This is a genomic window from Acinetobacter sp. QJM3NY_42 (assembly GCF_056173745.1).
In genome coordinates, this window is the sequence record NZ_CM149689.1 from 962,437 (window position 1) to 978,158 (window position 15,722).

The 15,722-nt window shown below is 42.9% G+C and carries 11 protein-coding genes; 2 read left to right on the forward strand and 9 right to left on the reverse strand.

From position 1 onward, the window contains the following. The first annotated feature begins 71 nt into the window (after positions 1 to 71). A complete protein-coding gene (locus tag AC0VYT_RS04510) occupies positions 72 to 1,253 on the forward strand; it encodes a S1C family serine protease (protein WP_005015106.1) in 1,182 nt (393 codons plus the stop codon). A 52-nt stretch (positions 1,254 to 1,305) separates the two neighbouring features. On the opposite strand, the gene AC0VYT_RS04515 is transcribed toward AC0VYT_RS04510, so the two are convergent. From AC0VYT_RS04515 to AC0VYT_RS04555, 9 genes are all read right to left on the reverse strand, one after another. Continuing rightward, positions 1,306 to 2,553 carry a multifunctional CCA addition/repair protein gene (locus AC0VYT_RS04515; RefSeq protein WP_005015105.1) on the reverse strand — a complete coding sequence of 416 codons (1,248 nt, stop codon included), beginning with the start codon at positions 2,551 to 2,553 and terminating at the stop codon, positions 1,306 to 1,308. An 85-nt stretch (positions 2,554 to 2,638) separates the two neighbouring features. Next, positions 2,639 to 4,909 (reverse strand): NADP-dependent malic enzyme, encoded by a 2,271-nt coding sequence (locus AC0VYT_RS04520; RefSeq protein WP_005015102.1) that lies wholly within the window; start codon positions 4,907 to 4,909, stop codon positions 2,639 to 2,641. 354 nt (positions 4,910 to 5,263) lie between these two features. Beyond that, positions 5,264 to 5,983 (reverse strand): 16S rRNA (uracil(1498)-N(3))-methyltransferase, encoded by a 720-nt coding sequence (locus AC0VYT_RS04525; RefSeq protein WP_005015100.1) that lies wholly within the window; start codon positions 5,981 to 5,983, stop codon positions 5,264 to 5,266. 40 nt (positions 5,984 to 6,023) lie between these two features. Continuing rightward, entirely contained in the window at positions 6,024 to 6,860 is an 837-nt protein-coding gene (metF, locus tag AC0VYT_RS04530) for a methylenetetrahydrofolate reductase [NAD(P)H] (protein ID WP_005015099.1), read from the reverse strand. An 81-nt stretch (positions 6,861 to 6,941) separates the two neighbouring features. Continuing rightward, the gene (ahcY, locus tag AC0VYT_RS04535) at positions 6,942 to 8,324 is read right to left on the reverse strand and encodes an adenosylhomocysteinase (protein WP_005015098.1); all 1,383 of its coding nucleotides are present in this window, start codon (positions 8,322 to 8,324) and stop codon (positions 6,942 to 6,944) included. A 481-nt stretch (positions 8,325 to 8,805) separates the two neighbouring features. Continuing rightward, positions 8,806 to 10,245: a cryptochrome/photolyase family protein gene (locus tag AC0VYT_RS04540; protein WP_005015097.1), complete on the reverse strand. Its 1,440-nt coding sequence runs from the start codon at positions 10,243 to 10,245 to the stop codon at positions 8,806 to 8,808. A gap of 137 nt (positions 10,246 to 10,382) precedes the next feature. Then, positions 10,383 to 10,865 carry an FKBP-type peptidyl-prolyl cis-trans isomerase gene (locus tag AC0VYT_RS04545; protein WP_005015096.1) on the reverse strand — a complete coding sequence of 161 codons (483 nt, stop codon included), beginning with the start codon at positions 10,863 to 10,865 and terminating at the stop codon, positions 10,383 to 10,385. A 138-nt stretch (positions 10,866 to 11,003) separates the two neighbouring features. Continuing rightward, a complete protein-coding gene (locus tag AC0VYT_RS04550) occupies positions 11,004 to 12,275 on the reverse strand; it encodes an NAD(P)/FAD-dependent oxidoreductase (protein ID WP_005015095.1) in 1,272 nt (423 codons plus the stop codon). A gap of 116 nt (positions 12,276 to 12,391) precedes the next feature. Then, positions 12,392 to 13,705 carry a D-alanyl-D-alanine carboxypeptidase PBP6B gene (locus AC0VYT_RS04555; protein ID WP_005015094.1) on the reverse strand — a complete coding sequence of 438 codons (1,314 nt, stop codon included), beginning with the start codon at positions 13,703 to 13,705 and terminating at the stop codon, positions 12,392 to 12,394. Positions 13,706 to 13,885: 180 nt separating this feature from the next. Between AC0VYT_RS04555 and AC0VYT_RS04560 the strand changes: the two genes are divergently transcribed. Next, the gene (locus AC0VYT_RS04560) at positions 13,886 to 15,589 is read left to right on the forward strand and encodes a M61 family metallopeptidase (protein WP_005015093.1); all 1,704 of its coding nucleotides are present in this window, start codon (positions 13,886 to 13,888) and stop codon (positions 15,587 to 15,589) included. The last annotated feature ends 133 nt before the right edge of the window (positions 15,590 to 15,722 follow it).

The following is a 15,722-nucleotide window of genomic DNA, read 5'->3' on the forward strand; positions in this document are numbered from 1 at the left end:
TTTGTATTTGTATTACAATCACCTAGATCTATTACGCATTAACAAATCAAAAGAATCTAGAGGATAATAACGTGCGCCGAACCTTTGCCTGGTTACCTTGGGTACTGCTGGTCATTGTGATTATCAGTTTTATTGGCTGGCAGAAATTCCATCAGCCCAAAGCGCCAGTCGCTGCTGATGGCGTAAAAATGCCTGCTGAAAAAGTTGAACCTTTAATTGATACCTCCCGTTCTGGAGGAGTAGTCTCTTATAATGCGGCAGTAAAAGTTGCTGCACCTGCGGTGGTTAATATTTTTACCACGCAAAAAGTTCGGCAGATGAATCATCCCTTATTAAATGATCCGGCATTTCGTGAATTTTTTGGGGACCAGCTACCAGACCAGTTTAATAGCCAGCAGAATGAAAACAGTCTTGGCTCAGGTGTTATTGTACGTCCTGATGGATACATCCTGACTAATAACCATGTAGTGGCACAAGCAGAACAGATTGTGGTGGCTTTAAATGATGGTCGCCGTGCTGAAGCAAAAATTATTGGTACTGATCCTGATACTGACCTTGCCGTTATCAAGATTGAACTGGATAAATTACCTGTTTTACCTTTTAAACTCAGTGGTAATGAAGTCGGTGATGTGGTGTTGGCAATTGGTAACCCGTTTGGGGTAGGGCAAACGGTAACACAGGGAATTATCTCTGCAACTGGCCGTTCTGATTTGGGAATAAATACCTATGAAGACTTTATCCAGACAGATGCTGCAATTAACCCGGGTAACTCAGGCGGTGCATTAATCGATGTTGCAGGTAATCTGATTGGGGTAAATACGGCAATTTTCTCACAGACCGGTGGCTCACTTGGAATAGGTTTTGCCATTCCGGCTAAAGTCTGTCAGCAGGTGTTAAATGCCATTTTGAAAGATGGCCGCGTGGTAAGAGGATGGCTAGGAATCAGTCTGGTTCCACCTGCACAAACTGATGTACTGGCACCACGTGAGCCAGGTGTCGTGGTTGCGGGAGTACTGGGTAATGGCCCAGCTGCCAAAGCCGGTGTAAAGGTAGGGGACCGCATTTTAAAAGTGAATAATGAGCAGATTACCTCAACATCGCATTTAATCAATTATGTCGCTCTGCAAGCACCGAACAGCACTATTCAGCTTCTGGTGGAGCGCGAAGGCAAGCAGCAGACCTTAAACGTAAATGTAGGAGAGCGGGAAGTTCAGAATCAGGACTCCCAGTTTATTCCATTACCTCGCCGTTAATCTTCCAATAAAAAGCCTCCATATGGAGGCTTTTTTTATATTTATTTTAAAACTACAACTGGTTAGAGGATGGAGAAGAAAGAAACTCAGCCTTAAATGTGGCAATAGCTTCAATTCGGCGCTGAATCAACATTTCTCCAATATCCGGCCCTTGTATTTCCGGAGGTAAGTCTTGTGCCTTGATTGAACGGACAATCTCGATGACTTGATACATGTAGCTGGCTTGCGGATAAGGACGGTTTTCTAGACCTAAGCGGCCTCTAGAGTCACATTCACATGCCTGTACAAAAGCTTCGACCCGTTCCGGACGGCGTAAAACGTCTAAACGTTGCAGCAGGCGCCATAAGGTTCCAGGTTTTAGAGTTAAAGCCTGATGGCATTTTAAGTGTTCTTTGCAGACTGCCAGAGCCAGTTGCTTGGTAGTAGCAGGAACTTTTAAACGATCGCATACAGCAGTTACGGGTTTTACACCACGTTCTTCATGCATGATATGGCGGGGTAGAATATCTGTTGGCGTAAGAGCTTTGCCAAGGTCATGAACCAGTACCGCAAAACGTACATCAAGTGAATAATTCGCCTGACATGCCTGCTGTAAGGACATCAGCGTATGAATACCACAGTCAATTTCAGGATGATATTCTGGCCGTTGAGGAACTCCAAACAGGGCATTCAGTTCGGGTAACAGGATATTTAAGGCGCCACATTCACGTAAAACTTCAAAATAGACATCAGCGCGCTGTTCCATTAAGGCACGAGAGGTTTCTTTCCAGACCCGCTCTGGGGTCAAAGTATCCAATTCGCCCGTATTGACCAGTTGCTGCATGAGGCTCATGGTCTCTTCAGCAATCTTAAAACCGTAAGGAGCATAGCGAGCAGCAAAACGGGCAACACGTAATACACGAAGCGGATCTTCAATAAAGGCATCGGAAACATGGCGTAAAACTTTATTTTTGAGATCTTGCCGGCCTTGATATGGATCATATACCTGACCTTGTTCATCCATGGCCATAGCATTAATCGTTAAATCGCGACGGATTAAATCTTCTTCCAGAGTCACGCTGCTATCCGTATGGAATTCAAAACCGTGATAGCCCTGACCGGATTTACGCTCAGTACGCGCTAAAGCATATTCATCCTTAGTATCAGGATGCAGAAATACTGGAAAATCCTTACCAACTGGCATAAAACCCTGAGCGAGAAGCTGCTCAGGCGTTGCTCCTACCACAACATAATCTTTTTCTTGATAGGGATGGCCAAGCAAATGGTCCCGGACAGCACCGCCTACTAAATAAACTTGCATGAAAAAACCTCTATTCTTCAAGCAATCATGCAACAGAATAGAGGTTTTCTCAAGTAAAGAACTTTAGCTTTTATTCAGTTGAAGCTTATACCTCAGCTTGCTGAATTTCAGCAACAGTCAGTGCAGTCATATTAACCAGACGACGGGTGGTGGCGGTTGGGGTTAAAATATGCACCGGTTTAGCAGCACCGAGCAGAATCGGGCCAATTGTTACGTTATTGCCTGAAGTAGATTTAAGCAGGTTAAACGAAATATTGGCTGCATCCAGATTTGGCATAATCAGCAAGTTGGCAGAACCTTTGAAGCGTGAATTCGGGAATGCAAAATGACGAATATTTTCATCAAGTGCTGCATCACCGTGCATTTCGCCTTCAACTTCTAGCTCTGGTGCAATGCGTGACAGAATTTCATATACCTGACGCATTTTTTGTGCACTTGCATCCGTCTGGTCAGAACCGAAGCTTGAATGTGATAGCAGAGCAATGCGGGGCGCGATCCCAAAACGGCGTACTTCTTCAGCTGCCAGAATTGTCATTTCAGCGAGCTGTTCGGCAGTCGGATTAGTATTGACATAGGTATCTGCAATAAACAGGGTGCGGTCTTCAAGCATTAATGCATTTAAAGTAAAGAACGTACTACGACCTTCACGTAACCCAATGACATTTTTAACAAAATCTAGGTGAATGTCATAGCTTGAATATGTACCGCACAGCATACCGTCTGCTTTGCCATGACGTACCAGCATGCCTGCAATCAAAGTGGAGCGGCGACGTGCCTCACGCTGTGCATATTCGGGTGTTACACCTTTACGCTGCATTAACTGATAGTAATCGTCCGCAAACTTTTCATAGTCAGGATTCTTTTCCTGATCTACGATTTCAATATTTACGCCCTGTTCAAGACGCAATCCTAGTTTTTTGATATTAGCTTCAATAACCGCAGTACGTCCAACCAGAATCGGCTTAGCCAGACCTTCATCTACTGCAATCTGAACAGCACGTAATACACGAAGGTCTTCACCCTCAGCATAAGCAATGCGTTTCGGATCAGTCTTCGCCTGTGCAAAAATTGGCTTCATGATAAATGCCGAGTTATAAACAAACTCGGACAAGCGCTGACGATAAGCTGAGAAATCTTCAATCGGGCGGGTAGCTACACCAGAATCCATCGCTGCCTGAGCGATAGCAGGAGCAATTTCCAGAATTAGGCGTTGATCCAGTGGACGCGGAATTAAATATTCACGGCCAAATGAAGCTGATTTTTCGCCATATGTCGCTGCATCTGCTTCAATATGTGCCATACGTGCAATCGCATGTACACAGGCAATTTTCATTTCTTCATTAATTGTAGTTGCACCCACATCAAGTGCGCCACGGAAGATATACGGGAAGCACAGGGCATTATTGACCTGATTCGGATAGTCTGAACGGCCTGTTGCCATAATGACATCAGGACGGACCTCGTGAGCATGTTCAGGCAGAATTTCAGGGTCCGGATTGGCAAGTGCGAAAATAATCGGGTTCTCTGCCATTTGCTTGACCATTTCTTTGGTCAGGATACCTGCGGCAGAAAGCCCCAGGAACATATCTGCACCGGCCATGACTTCATGGAGCTGGGTTTGCGGAATGTCCTGTACATAGCGTTTTTTAGACTCATCCAGCCCATCACGTGAGGTGGTTAGCAGGCCTCGAGAGTCAGCAACAATAATATTGTCTTTGTTTACGCCCAGCGCACACAGCAGATCAAGACAAGATAACGCAGCAGCACCGGCGCCTGAGGCTACAATCTTGATCTCATCAATTTTTTTATTGATCAGTTGCAAGGCATTTAGCAGGGCAGAACCTACAATAATACTGGTACCATGCTGGTCATCATGAAATACCGGAATATTCATGCGCTCACGGAGTTTGCGCTCAATATAAAAACATTCTGGTGCTTTAATGTCTTCAAGGTTGATACCGCCGAATGTAGGCTCAAGTGCTGCCACAATATCAACAATCTTGTCGGGATCATTTTCAGCAATTTCAATATCAAATACATCGACACCGGCAAATTTTTTAAAGAGTACACCTTTGCCTTCCATTACCGGTTTAGAGGCTAATGGACCAATATTCCCCAGTCCTAAAACAGCAGTACCATTACTGACCACAGCAACCAGATTGCCCCGTGCCGTATATTTTGCGGCAGCTGAAGGGTCACGTTCAATCTCAAGACACGGAGCTGCAACACCTGGAGAATAGGCTAAAGCCAGATCACGCTGGTTGACAAGCTGTTTGCTTGGAGTGACGCTAATTTTTCCTGGTGTTGGGAATTCATGATAGTACAAAGCTTGCTGTTTTAATGATTGATCGTCCATTTGAATCTCGATTGTTACATGTGTTGGCCCAGCAGCATGCTGGTCGGTTTTGGCTAAATTTTATCGAATATACCATTACTTGAGCGCTTATCCCAGCGTAAAACCAGGCTTTTTCCATTCACTCAAGTTATAGTCATAATGTCTGGCTTTATAGTTAAAATATTTTAAGAAAAAAGCGAGCTGAAAATAAAAGCTCACAATGCCCAGAGGATATAAGAGCTTATATCAAAATGATTACGGGTTTTTTTAAATACGAATATAACTGAAACTAGTCATTAGTTAATCACGTATTTACAAGCTTGAGTTAAAAGTGATGAATAATGACTTAATTTAACTTCGTATATTGGTATAAGTCTAGTGTGTTGAGAAATGGTGATTTAAGATAGACAAAGCGACTACAGGCGCTGTTTCAGTACGCAGTATGCGTTCTCCAATGCACCAGTTTTTAAAGCCAGCATGATTGGCCATGTCTATTTCTGCTTCACTCAACCCGCCTTCCGGACCGATTAACAGTGCCAGATCTGTTTGAGCATCGGTTAAAACATTCTGCTGACGCTTATTGGGAGCAAGCACTAGCCGGGTTGCTGGTAAATTCTGCTGTAGCCAGTCTGTGAGTGGAACAGGGGGTAATATCTCTGGAATCCGGTTCATGCCACATTGCTCACAGGCTGCAATTACAACAGCTTGCCAGTGATCGAGCTTTTTTTGATCGCGATCGTATTTTAAGCGCATTTCACATCGTTCTGATGTTAACAGCTGAATGGTCGTAACACCCAGTTCTGTGGCTTTCTGAATGACATAATCCATTCGGTCACCTTTGCTCATGACCTGACCCAATACTGTTGTAAAAGGTGGAGTACGATCTGCCGGGTTAGACGACCTGATTGCAACAGATGCAGTTTTCTTGCTGATTTCTGTCAAATTCGCTTCAAATTCACCACCCCGTCCATTGAACAGGGTGGCACTGTCACCAATCTGTGCACGTAATACCTTCACCCAATGATGAAACACTGTTTCTGTAAGCTCAACTGTTGTTCCTACAGTTAAATCAGCTTCAATATAAAAACGTGGCATGAATGTATTACTCTTCAAAAAAGCAGATGATTAATTTAGCTCAGGCTAAACCCAGGTCAAGTACAAGCTGGCGGGTGGGTTCGGTCTGGTTCATTGAATAGAAATGCAGACTTGGTGCACCACCAGCAATCAGACGTTCGCAAAGCTTTAGCACGACTTCATGACCAAAGTCCTTAATTGCCACACTGTCATCGCCATAAGCAGAGAGCTGTTTACGAATCCAGCGAGGAATTTCTGCACCTGTGCCGTCAGCAAAGCGGATCAGGTTGCTGGCGTTAATGATGGGCATAATACCTGGTGCAATAGGAATATGAATCCCTTCCTTTGCAAGGCGATCCAAGAAATAAAAATAGGAATCCGGATTGAAGAAAAACTGGGTAATACCCGCATTTGCGCCAGCATTAACCTTTTCAATAAAGCGACGAATATCAGCATCAAAGCTTTCTGCCTGAGGATGCATCTCCGGATAGGCTGCAACTTCAATATGAAAGTGATCACCTGAATGTTCACGAATAAAACGTACCAGATCCTGTGCATATGGAAGTTCGCCCAGACCGACCTGACCGGATGGCAAATCACCACGCAGGGCAACAATACGTTTAATGTTTTGAGATTTATACAGATCCAGCAGCTCTGCTATACGTGCCTTATCATCCCCGATACAGGAAAGGTGAGGTGCTACCGGTGTACCCTTGCCATTAAACTCTTCAATTGCAGCCAAGGTGCGTTCACGGGTGGAACCTCCGGCACCATAAGTCACCGAAAAGAATTCCGGGTTCAAATATTGAAGATCCTGGTGAACCAGTTTGAGTTTTTCTGCGCCAGCATCAGTTTTTGGCGGAAAAAACTCAAAAGAAATCGGAACACGTTTAGTCATTTTTCAAATCCTTTGTTTAATTTATAAATATGCCAGACAAAGAAAAGGGCAGGATGCCTAAACATCTGCCCTTAAGATATCTTAATATTTATAAGCGTCAGACTTGAACGGACCTTCTACCGGTACACCAAGGTAAGTTGCCTGCTCAGTGGTCAGTTGTGTCAGTACTCCACCAAAACCTGCAACCATTGCGGCAGCAACTTCTTCATCCAGTTTCTTCGGTAGCAGTTCTACACGGATTTTTGCTTGTTTTTGATCTTCTGGAAGATCAGCAAATTTCTCGGCAAACAGGTGCATCTGGCCTAAAACCTGGTTGGCGAAAGAACCATCCATCACACGAGATGGATGGCCTGTAGCATTACCCAGGTTCACTAAACGACCTTCAGAAAGAAGAAGCAGATAATCGTTTTCATTTTCTGAACGATATACCTGATGTACCTGAGGTTTGACTTCAACCCATTTATAGCCACGCAGGTAAGCTGTATCGATTTCAGTGTCAAAGTGACCGATATTGCAAACCACTGCACCTGCTTTTAGTGTATCCAGCATCGCAGCATCACATACGTGGTAGTTACCGGTTGTAGTAACAATCAGATCAGTATTTTTGAGAAGATCTACATTAATATCTTCTTTATTACCGGTCTGAACACCATTTTTATATGGAGATACTACTTCATAACCATCCATGCAGGCCTGCATTGCACAGATTGGGTCAACTTCAGTTACGCGTACAATCATGCCTTCTTGACGAAGTGATTGTGCAGAACCTTTACCTACATCTCCATAACCGATGACAAGTGCACGGCGGCCAGAAAGCAGCATGTCTGTTGCACGTTTGATGGCATCGTTAAGTGAGTGACGACAGCCATACTTGTTATCATTTTTAGACTTGGTTACGGAGTCATTGACATTGATGGCAGGAACTTTCAGTGAACCGTCTTTCCACATTTCGAGTAGACGTGCAACACCCGTAGTAGTCTCTTCAGTAATACCATGAATTTTTGCAATCAGTTCAGGATACTTTTCATGTACAACAGCCGTTAGGTCACCGCCGTCATCCAGAATCATGTTGGCATCCCAAGGTTTGCCGTTTACATTGATTTGCTGTTCAAGACACCACATGTATTCTTCTTCAGTTTCGCCTTTCCAGGCAAAAACAGGAATACCAGATGCAGCAATTGCAGCAGCAGCGTGGTCTTGAGTCGAGAAGATGTTACATGAAGTCCAGCGAACTTCTGCGCCCAATTCAACCAGTGTTTCAATTAAAACTGCAGTTTGAATAGTCATATGGATACAGCCGAGAATTTTCGCGCCTGCCAGTGGTTTTGCTGCTGAATAACGCTTACGCAGACCCATTAGGGCAGGCATTTCAGCTTCAGCAAGTTTAATTTCTTTACGGCCGTAATCAGCAAGTGAAATATCGGCAACTTTATAATCTGTAAATGAAGCAGTAACCGCGTTCATCAGGATCTCCTAGAAAAAATAGTATGGATCATTCAGTTCGCGGATGCCGTTGTTGGTAAGCTTGAACAGACATACCGATCGTCGAGCCTGGCGATTTTACATTTAGTGCCTGTAAAACGTCGCAGCATCCCTCGACTAGCGCAGTATTGTACTTGGATTCTAAAAACGTTCCAAGTTATAAGATGCAATATTATTTATTTTCCTTATACCAAGGTTTTGACTGGTCAAAAGTCTGCCTGTTTTGGTTGTAGTTTTAAAAATTGCATTACAGTTTTTAATCTTATTACCAGTTAAAAGTCATGATGCAATTTGCACTTAAATAAATATTATTTTTAATCTGAATAGTGAATACCCGACATGCAATTTTTTATATCAGGTTTTAAAGTCCAGACGTGAAATCTGCTGTCAAAAAGCATCAATATTATCTCTGCAAAATACATATATCTGCATAATATCCAGTCTCTTTTTAAGAGTAGAAGTTCTACAAATACTGTTTAAAGTGGTCAATAGCCCGAGCACGACTGTATTTTAAATCTACTATGGGTTTTGGATAGTCCAGTTGCTGGACAGTTTTACTTTCATAGGGTGCGTGAATTGTTTTAGCATCCAGATGTGCCAGTTCCGGTATCCATGTACGGATATATTGACCTTCAGGATCAAACTTTCTGGACTGACTGACCGGGTTGAAAATACGGAAATAGGGCACTGAATCCGTGCCGGTGGAAGCACACCATTGCCATCCCCCATTATTTGCCGCCAGGTCACCGTCAATCAAATGCTGCATAAACCACTGTTCACCTTGGCGCCAGTCAATCAGAAGATTCTTACACAAGAACATGGCTGTAATCATGCGGACCCGGTTATGCATCCAGCCAGTGACCAATAACTGCCGCATTCCTGCATCTACAATTGGAATACCAGTTTGGCCTTGCTGCCAGGCAGTTAATGCAGTTTTATCATCTTGCCAGGGAATATTCCGAGCATTGGCTTTGAAAGGTAAATATTTTGAGACATTTGGAAACAGATAAAGAATATGCTGATAAAATTCACGCCATAGCAGCTCATCTAGCCAGATGCTCTGGCCCTCCTGTTCAGGCACAAAGTACCCGCTTTGATGCCGGAATAAAGCCTGTATACATTGGCGTATAGAAAGTACGCCAATATTCAAATAGGCAGAGAGCTGACTGGTTCCGGAGTGTGCAGGAAAGTCTCGCTCAATATGATAATGCTGAATATGATTTTCAAGAAATTGTTCAAGTAATGTATGAGCATGGTTTTCGCAAGCAGGCCAGAGCTGTTGAATGGATTCTGGAACAGGTATGTCACAAAGCTGCCTGATATCTGGCACTGTCTGCTGAAACTGATCAAGAGCAGGGAGAGTTATAGGATTTTGAGCTGTAATTTCTGTATAACATTTTGGTAGCGCTATTTCTAAACGGCTATAACAGGCTTTTTTAAAGGCACCAAAGACCTGATAAGGCTGTCCATTTTGATTGGTAATACTACCGAAAGGGAATAGAGTGCGGTCTTGGTATAAAGTCAAAGCAATACCGGATGTATCGAGCAGTTGCTGACAGTCCTGATCACGTTGCTGCTCGTTTATACCTGCCTCAATATGGGCATGTATTTGCTGAACGCTTAAACTTTGACAGCATTCAAGCAAAAACTCAGGAACTTCCTTCCAGAGAGGAATAGTTTGTATAATGATAGGGATATTGAGCTGTTTTAACTGTTCTTTTAAAACTTTAAGCTGTCTTAAATAAAGATCAATTTTGATCACGGCATCATCATGTTGCCGCCATTGAACTGGTGAAAGGGTAACAAGCGCAATGCAGGGACCAGTCTGTCTGGCATGCCATAATGCAGAATGGTCAACAATACGTAAATCCTGACGGAACCAGACCAGTTGATATACAGACATAAAAGCCAGTAATTAAAATAACATTATGTTTATCATTAAGAAAAATATTTAAAAAATCAAGCTGAAGCTATTTCTAATACTGAAAAATAACTATAAAAAAAGCAAAGCCTGAGCTTTGCTTTTTTGATCAGACGATCTTAGTGGTGGTGACCACCCGCGCCATGAACATGCCCATGATCAAGCTCTTCTTGAGTTGCATCACGGATATCAACAATTTCAACTTCAAAAGTCAGGTCTTGACCAGCTAGCGGGAAGTTCGCATCAACCAGTACGTTTTCGCCTTCAACTGCTTTAACAGTCACGATCTGAACACCGTCATCAGTTTGTGCTTGGAACTGCATACCAGGCTGGATATTATCTACACCTTGGAACATTTGAGCTGGAACTTCCTGTACAAGGTCAGGATTATATTCACCGTAACCTTCAGCAGCAGGTACATTTACAGTAAATTTCTCGCCTACTGTTTTACCAGCCAACGCATTTTCCAAACCAGGAATAATGTTACCCGCACCGTGCAAATAAGCCAGTGGTTCACCCTGAGATTGGTCGAGAGTCTCGCCCTCTGCATTGGTCAGTGTATAGTGGAATGAAACCACATGATTATTTGCAATAGCAGTCATATTATTGATCCAGTCAATTTTTTGAAGGGTACATCATAAGATGAAACACAGCGCTTTTAGAAGAAAAATCCTAAAAAAACTGTGATTTCGATCTTTTTGAAGCCAATTTATTCAAATATGGGGTTGTGTGATGAAATTTCAATGCAATTTTATTTTCGGCCGAATTCTTCGTGTAACAAAATCTCTCACTGTGAGTGCACCAGCCTGGTTGTAGCCATATATATTAGCCTGATGTAAGCGGTATAGTGAGATATACAAGCCTTTGGCGACCGATCCCTGGACATTTACCTGGCCCAAGAGTTGGCCCACAGCCTTATTCTGGCTTAATGAAATCAGTGAGCCCTTATCGGAAAAATGGAACATGGGTATTGGCCGCTCCGCAATACGGGCTGTTAAAGCTCTAACCAGAAAATTTGCTTGCTGGCTGGCAACCTGAGCACGGGGCCCAAGGGGTGGCTGGTCTGCTTCAAGTTGACAATGTGCACAATCACCGAAAGCAAAAATATCCGGGTAATTATAAGTCTGCAGGGTGGCATAGACTTTAATACGGTTTAAGTGATCTTTTTCAAAGCTTTCTAGCTGTTCAATGACCTGCGGTGCCTTGATACCGGCTGCCCAGATATTCAAATCAGTTTGCAAGGCACTTCCATCCTGAAAAGAGATATGGTCTTTAGCGACATGTTGTACTTTATGGCCAGTCAGGACTTCAATGCCTAGCGTTTTAATTTGTCGTAATGTATTTTCGGCCACTTTTTCTGGAAGGGCAGGCAAAATTCGGTCTGCTGCTTCAATCAAAGTAATTTTAACCAGATCAGGGTGTATATGATTCAGGCCATAACGGTAAAAATTTTCTTTAGCCTCGACCAGTTGTGCTGCAAGCTCTACACCCGTTGCACCAGCACCAATGATTGCAATATTAAGATGATTGGGCTGTTGGGAATACTGTGCATCCAGATAAGTGTTCAATAAATCTTTCTGAAACTGGTCAGCCTGAGCACGGTTGTCCAGGAAATAGCAATATTCTTTAGCTCCTTCGGTATTGAAATCATTTGATACCGAACCCACAGCAAGTACTAGCGTGTCATAGCTTAATGTTTTAAGGTTTTTGCCTGTAGCGGAGCAAAGCTGAATCTGTTTTTTCTCGGGTAATACATTACATAGACTGCCTGATACAAACTGGTAGTGATGTCTGGCGGCATGAGCAAAATAATTGACTTCCTCGCTATATGGGTCCAGCGTACCGGCAGCGATTTCATGAAGAAGAGGCTTCCAGATATGAGTAAGGTTCTGGTCAACTAGCGTGATTTTTGCTTTAGCTTGCTTGCCCAGACTATTGCCTAACCGGGTCACCAGTTCGAGGCCACCTGCGCCACCGCCGACCACGACGATATGATGTAATTCTTGAGCCATTTTATACCTGTTTATATTTTATTTCTAAGGAAACATAAAAAAAGAAGATGGCAAAACTATGCCATCTTCCTGATTGATTCTTTGTTATATTTATATGGGTTTATAGATTTTAACAGTTAAGAATTAAATACTTCTGGTGCAGTTTTCATCTCATCATTACTCATAAACGGAAATAAGCTGACCAACCATAAAAAGATTCTCTGAAAAAAATTAGCTTCTTCAATATGCACTTCATTTTCAATATCAAATGTGCTGATCAGCTGGTTATTCTGATAGACATGCACAGTTGCAAGTTTCATGACCTGCATTAACGGGGCAGTTAACTGCTTGGTATTCAGTTCAATATTGATATGAGTGTTGGTCGTCTGCAAGGGTTCGATGGTTTGCAATATACCATTACCCGTATTAAGCATAATACGCTGGGTTGCATTATCAAAAGTCTGTAGGTCAATTGCATAAGGCTGGTTATATAAAGAGGTCGTTATAATCTTCGGTTGGGCTGATTTTACCTTAAACATTTTTAAGGTTGACTTGACTACCGGCAGTTCACCAAGTAGTTGTTTATCTTTGATCGCAACTTCATCTCGCGTATATGCATAGCCCAGATTCAGCAACTTATAAGCTACCTCGGCACGTTTTACAGCACTGGTTGTACCCATAACTACCACAATCAGGCGGCGGTTAGGTAAATCTGCATTCATGGTAGGGCGACTGGCTGTAAGCGCAAGGTTATAACCCGCAGCTTTGGTAAAACCGGTTTTTAGTCCGTCTACTGTTGCATCCTGCTTGAGTAACAGATTGGTAGCACGATGAAAATGATTGTTATAGGTAAAGCTCTGCTGTTTGGAGTAATTTAGATAATCCGGTGTGTCATTTACCAGTGCCTGACCCAGCAGTGCCAGATCATGCGCAGTTGAATAATGCCCATCCATAGTAATGCCAGCTGGGTTGGTAAAATGAGTATTTTTCATTCCAAGCTTTTGAGCTTCCTGATTCATGCGTTCAATGAATGCAGGCACATTTCCAGAAATTCGCTCTGCTAAAGTCACCGCAGCATCATTGGCTGACATCACAATAAGACCAGCCAGAAGCTGATCAACTGAAATCTGCTCGCCTTCCTTCAGATACATCTGAGATTCATCCCACATGACCATTTTTACCACCGGGGTCGCAGTCAGAATTTCATTTCGATTCAGTTTCCCGTTCTCAATTTCCTTGAGGGCAATATAAGCCACCATCATCTTGGTAAGTGAAGCAGGTGAGCGCTGTACCTCACTATTATATTCGGCAATTATCTGTCCCGACTGCGGGTCCAGAATGCTCCAGGCTGCGGCTTCAACTGATTCAGGGACCACCTGAAGCAGGCGGGCGTTAGCCAGACTGGCACAGCACAAGCTAAATAAAATAAAGAGGTAAGCAAATATTCTCAACGGGAAATACCTTTATATGCCGGATTGATCGCAGATGATGCGAAAAACACAGGCATGCTATGCCTTTTTTTTTCTGAATGCTAGCGACTTTTAAGGACAAATAAGACTTATCCGCATCACTTTGTAAAAAAATGCTAAGCTAAATGCTAATTTTTTTCTGTTGATCTTTTATTACGACTTATGTTGCATTATCAAATCGAGTTCGATGACTATCGCCAGCACCTGATTCACGTAACTTTACGCTTCTTGGCCAATCCAAATCAGGTCCTGTGGTTACCGACCTGGATTCCGGGCAGTTATTTGATTCGTGAGTTCTCAAAGCATATCGAAGCAGTGAAAGCCTATGATGAAGCAGGCCGGATTTTAAACATCAGTAAGACTGAAAAAAATAAATGGCGCCTGTTTAATACAGACCATGAGCTGATTACGGTTGAATATGATGTGTATGCCTATGATCTTTCAGTTCGCGGAGCTTATGTTGACCAAACCCGTCTTTACGTAAATCCGGCCTGTGTTTGTCTGGGGCTGGAGGGGCAAGAAGACACAGCTATTGAGGCTGAGGTATTTTTACCGGAAGAGTTGAAACACTTTCAGCTTGCCACCGCTTTAAGCTCTAAGACACTAGTTCGAGGCCGTTATACCTTAAAAGCCAAGAATTATATGGAGCTTATTGATGCACCATTTGAACTGGCAGAGCAGACCCGTTTCAGCTTTAAAGCACAAGGCATTCCACATGAGTTTGTGGTATCCGGCAAACATGCAATGAATGTTGAGCGCATGCAGCAAGATATTGAAAAAATCTGTGCGACAGAAATTTCCATGTTTGGCTCAGCGCCGTTTGAACATTATACCTTTATGACCATGGCTACAGGTAACAGTTATGGTGGTCTTGAACATCCGAACAGTACCAGTTTAATTACTCCACGTGATGATTTGCCTAAGGCTGATGAGCCTGAAGAACCCTCCAAGGATTATCAGCGCTTTTTAGGACTGTGCAGCCATGAATATTTTCATTCATGGCTGGTCAAATTTATACGTCCAGAAAACTTTACTGACTATGATCTGAACAAGGAAGGTTACACTTCACTGTTATGGATTTTTGAAGGATTCACTTCTTATTATGACGATCTCATTTTATTGCGTAGCGGCGTAATCAAGCAGGAATCCTATTTAGAATTACTCAAAGCCCAGATAGACCGCTATTTACAAAATCCGGGCCGTTTTGTGCAGACCGTGGCAGAGTCAAGTTTTGATGCCTGGGTGAAATTTTACCGTCAGGATGAAAATTCAAACAATGCGGGCACCAGCTATTACAATAAAGGCTGCCTGGTAGCACTATGTCTGGATCTGGGCCTGCGTTTACGTGGTTCGAGCCTCGACGCTTTAATGCGTAAGTTGTATGAAAACACTCAAAACGGCATACAGGTAAATGAACGTACTATTTATGATTTGTGCGAGCAGTTGACTGGTGATAAGTGGATTGAACAGATTAATCATCTGATTAACACGACTGATGAATTGCCACTTGAGCAGCTCTTGCCGGAGTTTGGTCTTAGTTACAGTTTGAAAAATGACAAGTCTCTGCCATTTGGTTTAAAACTGGCAGATAAAGCCGAAGGGGTAATTGTGCAGACTGTACGCCGTGATGGAGTCGGTGCAAAAGCAGGACTTTCTGCCCATGATATTATCATTGCAATTGATGGTTTAAAAGCCACCACTAAACTGATTGAAAAATATGCAAAACAGCAAGGAAATTATAGCTTGCTTGCTTTCCGTCGTGATGAGCTGATGCAGTTTGAAGTGCAAGGTGGTTCTACAGATCTAACTGCTGTAGAGCTAAAAGTAGATAATCAAGCCAAGATTGAAACTTGGTTAAATGCCTAACAAGTGCTACATATCACTTGAACCGGTACTCATGTACCGGTTTTTTATATTCTGTAATTTTAAAATTAGATATAGTTCGTTTTATCTTATAGAGAGAACTTATTGTTTAGTAGAGCAAATCTTAAAATAGGAT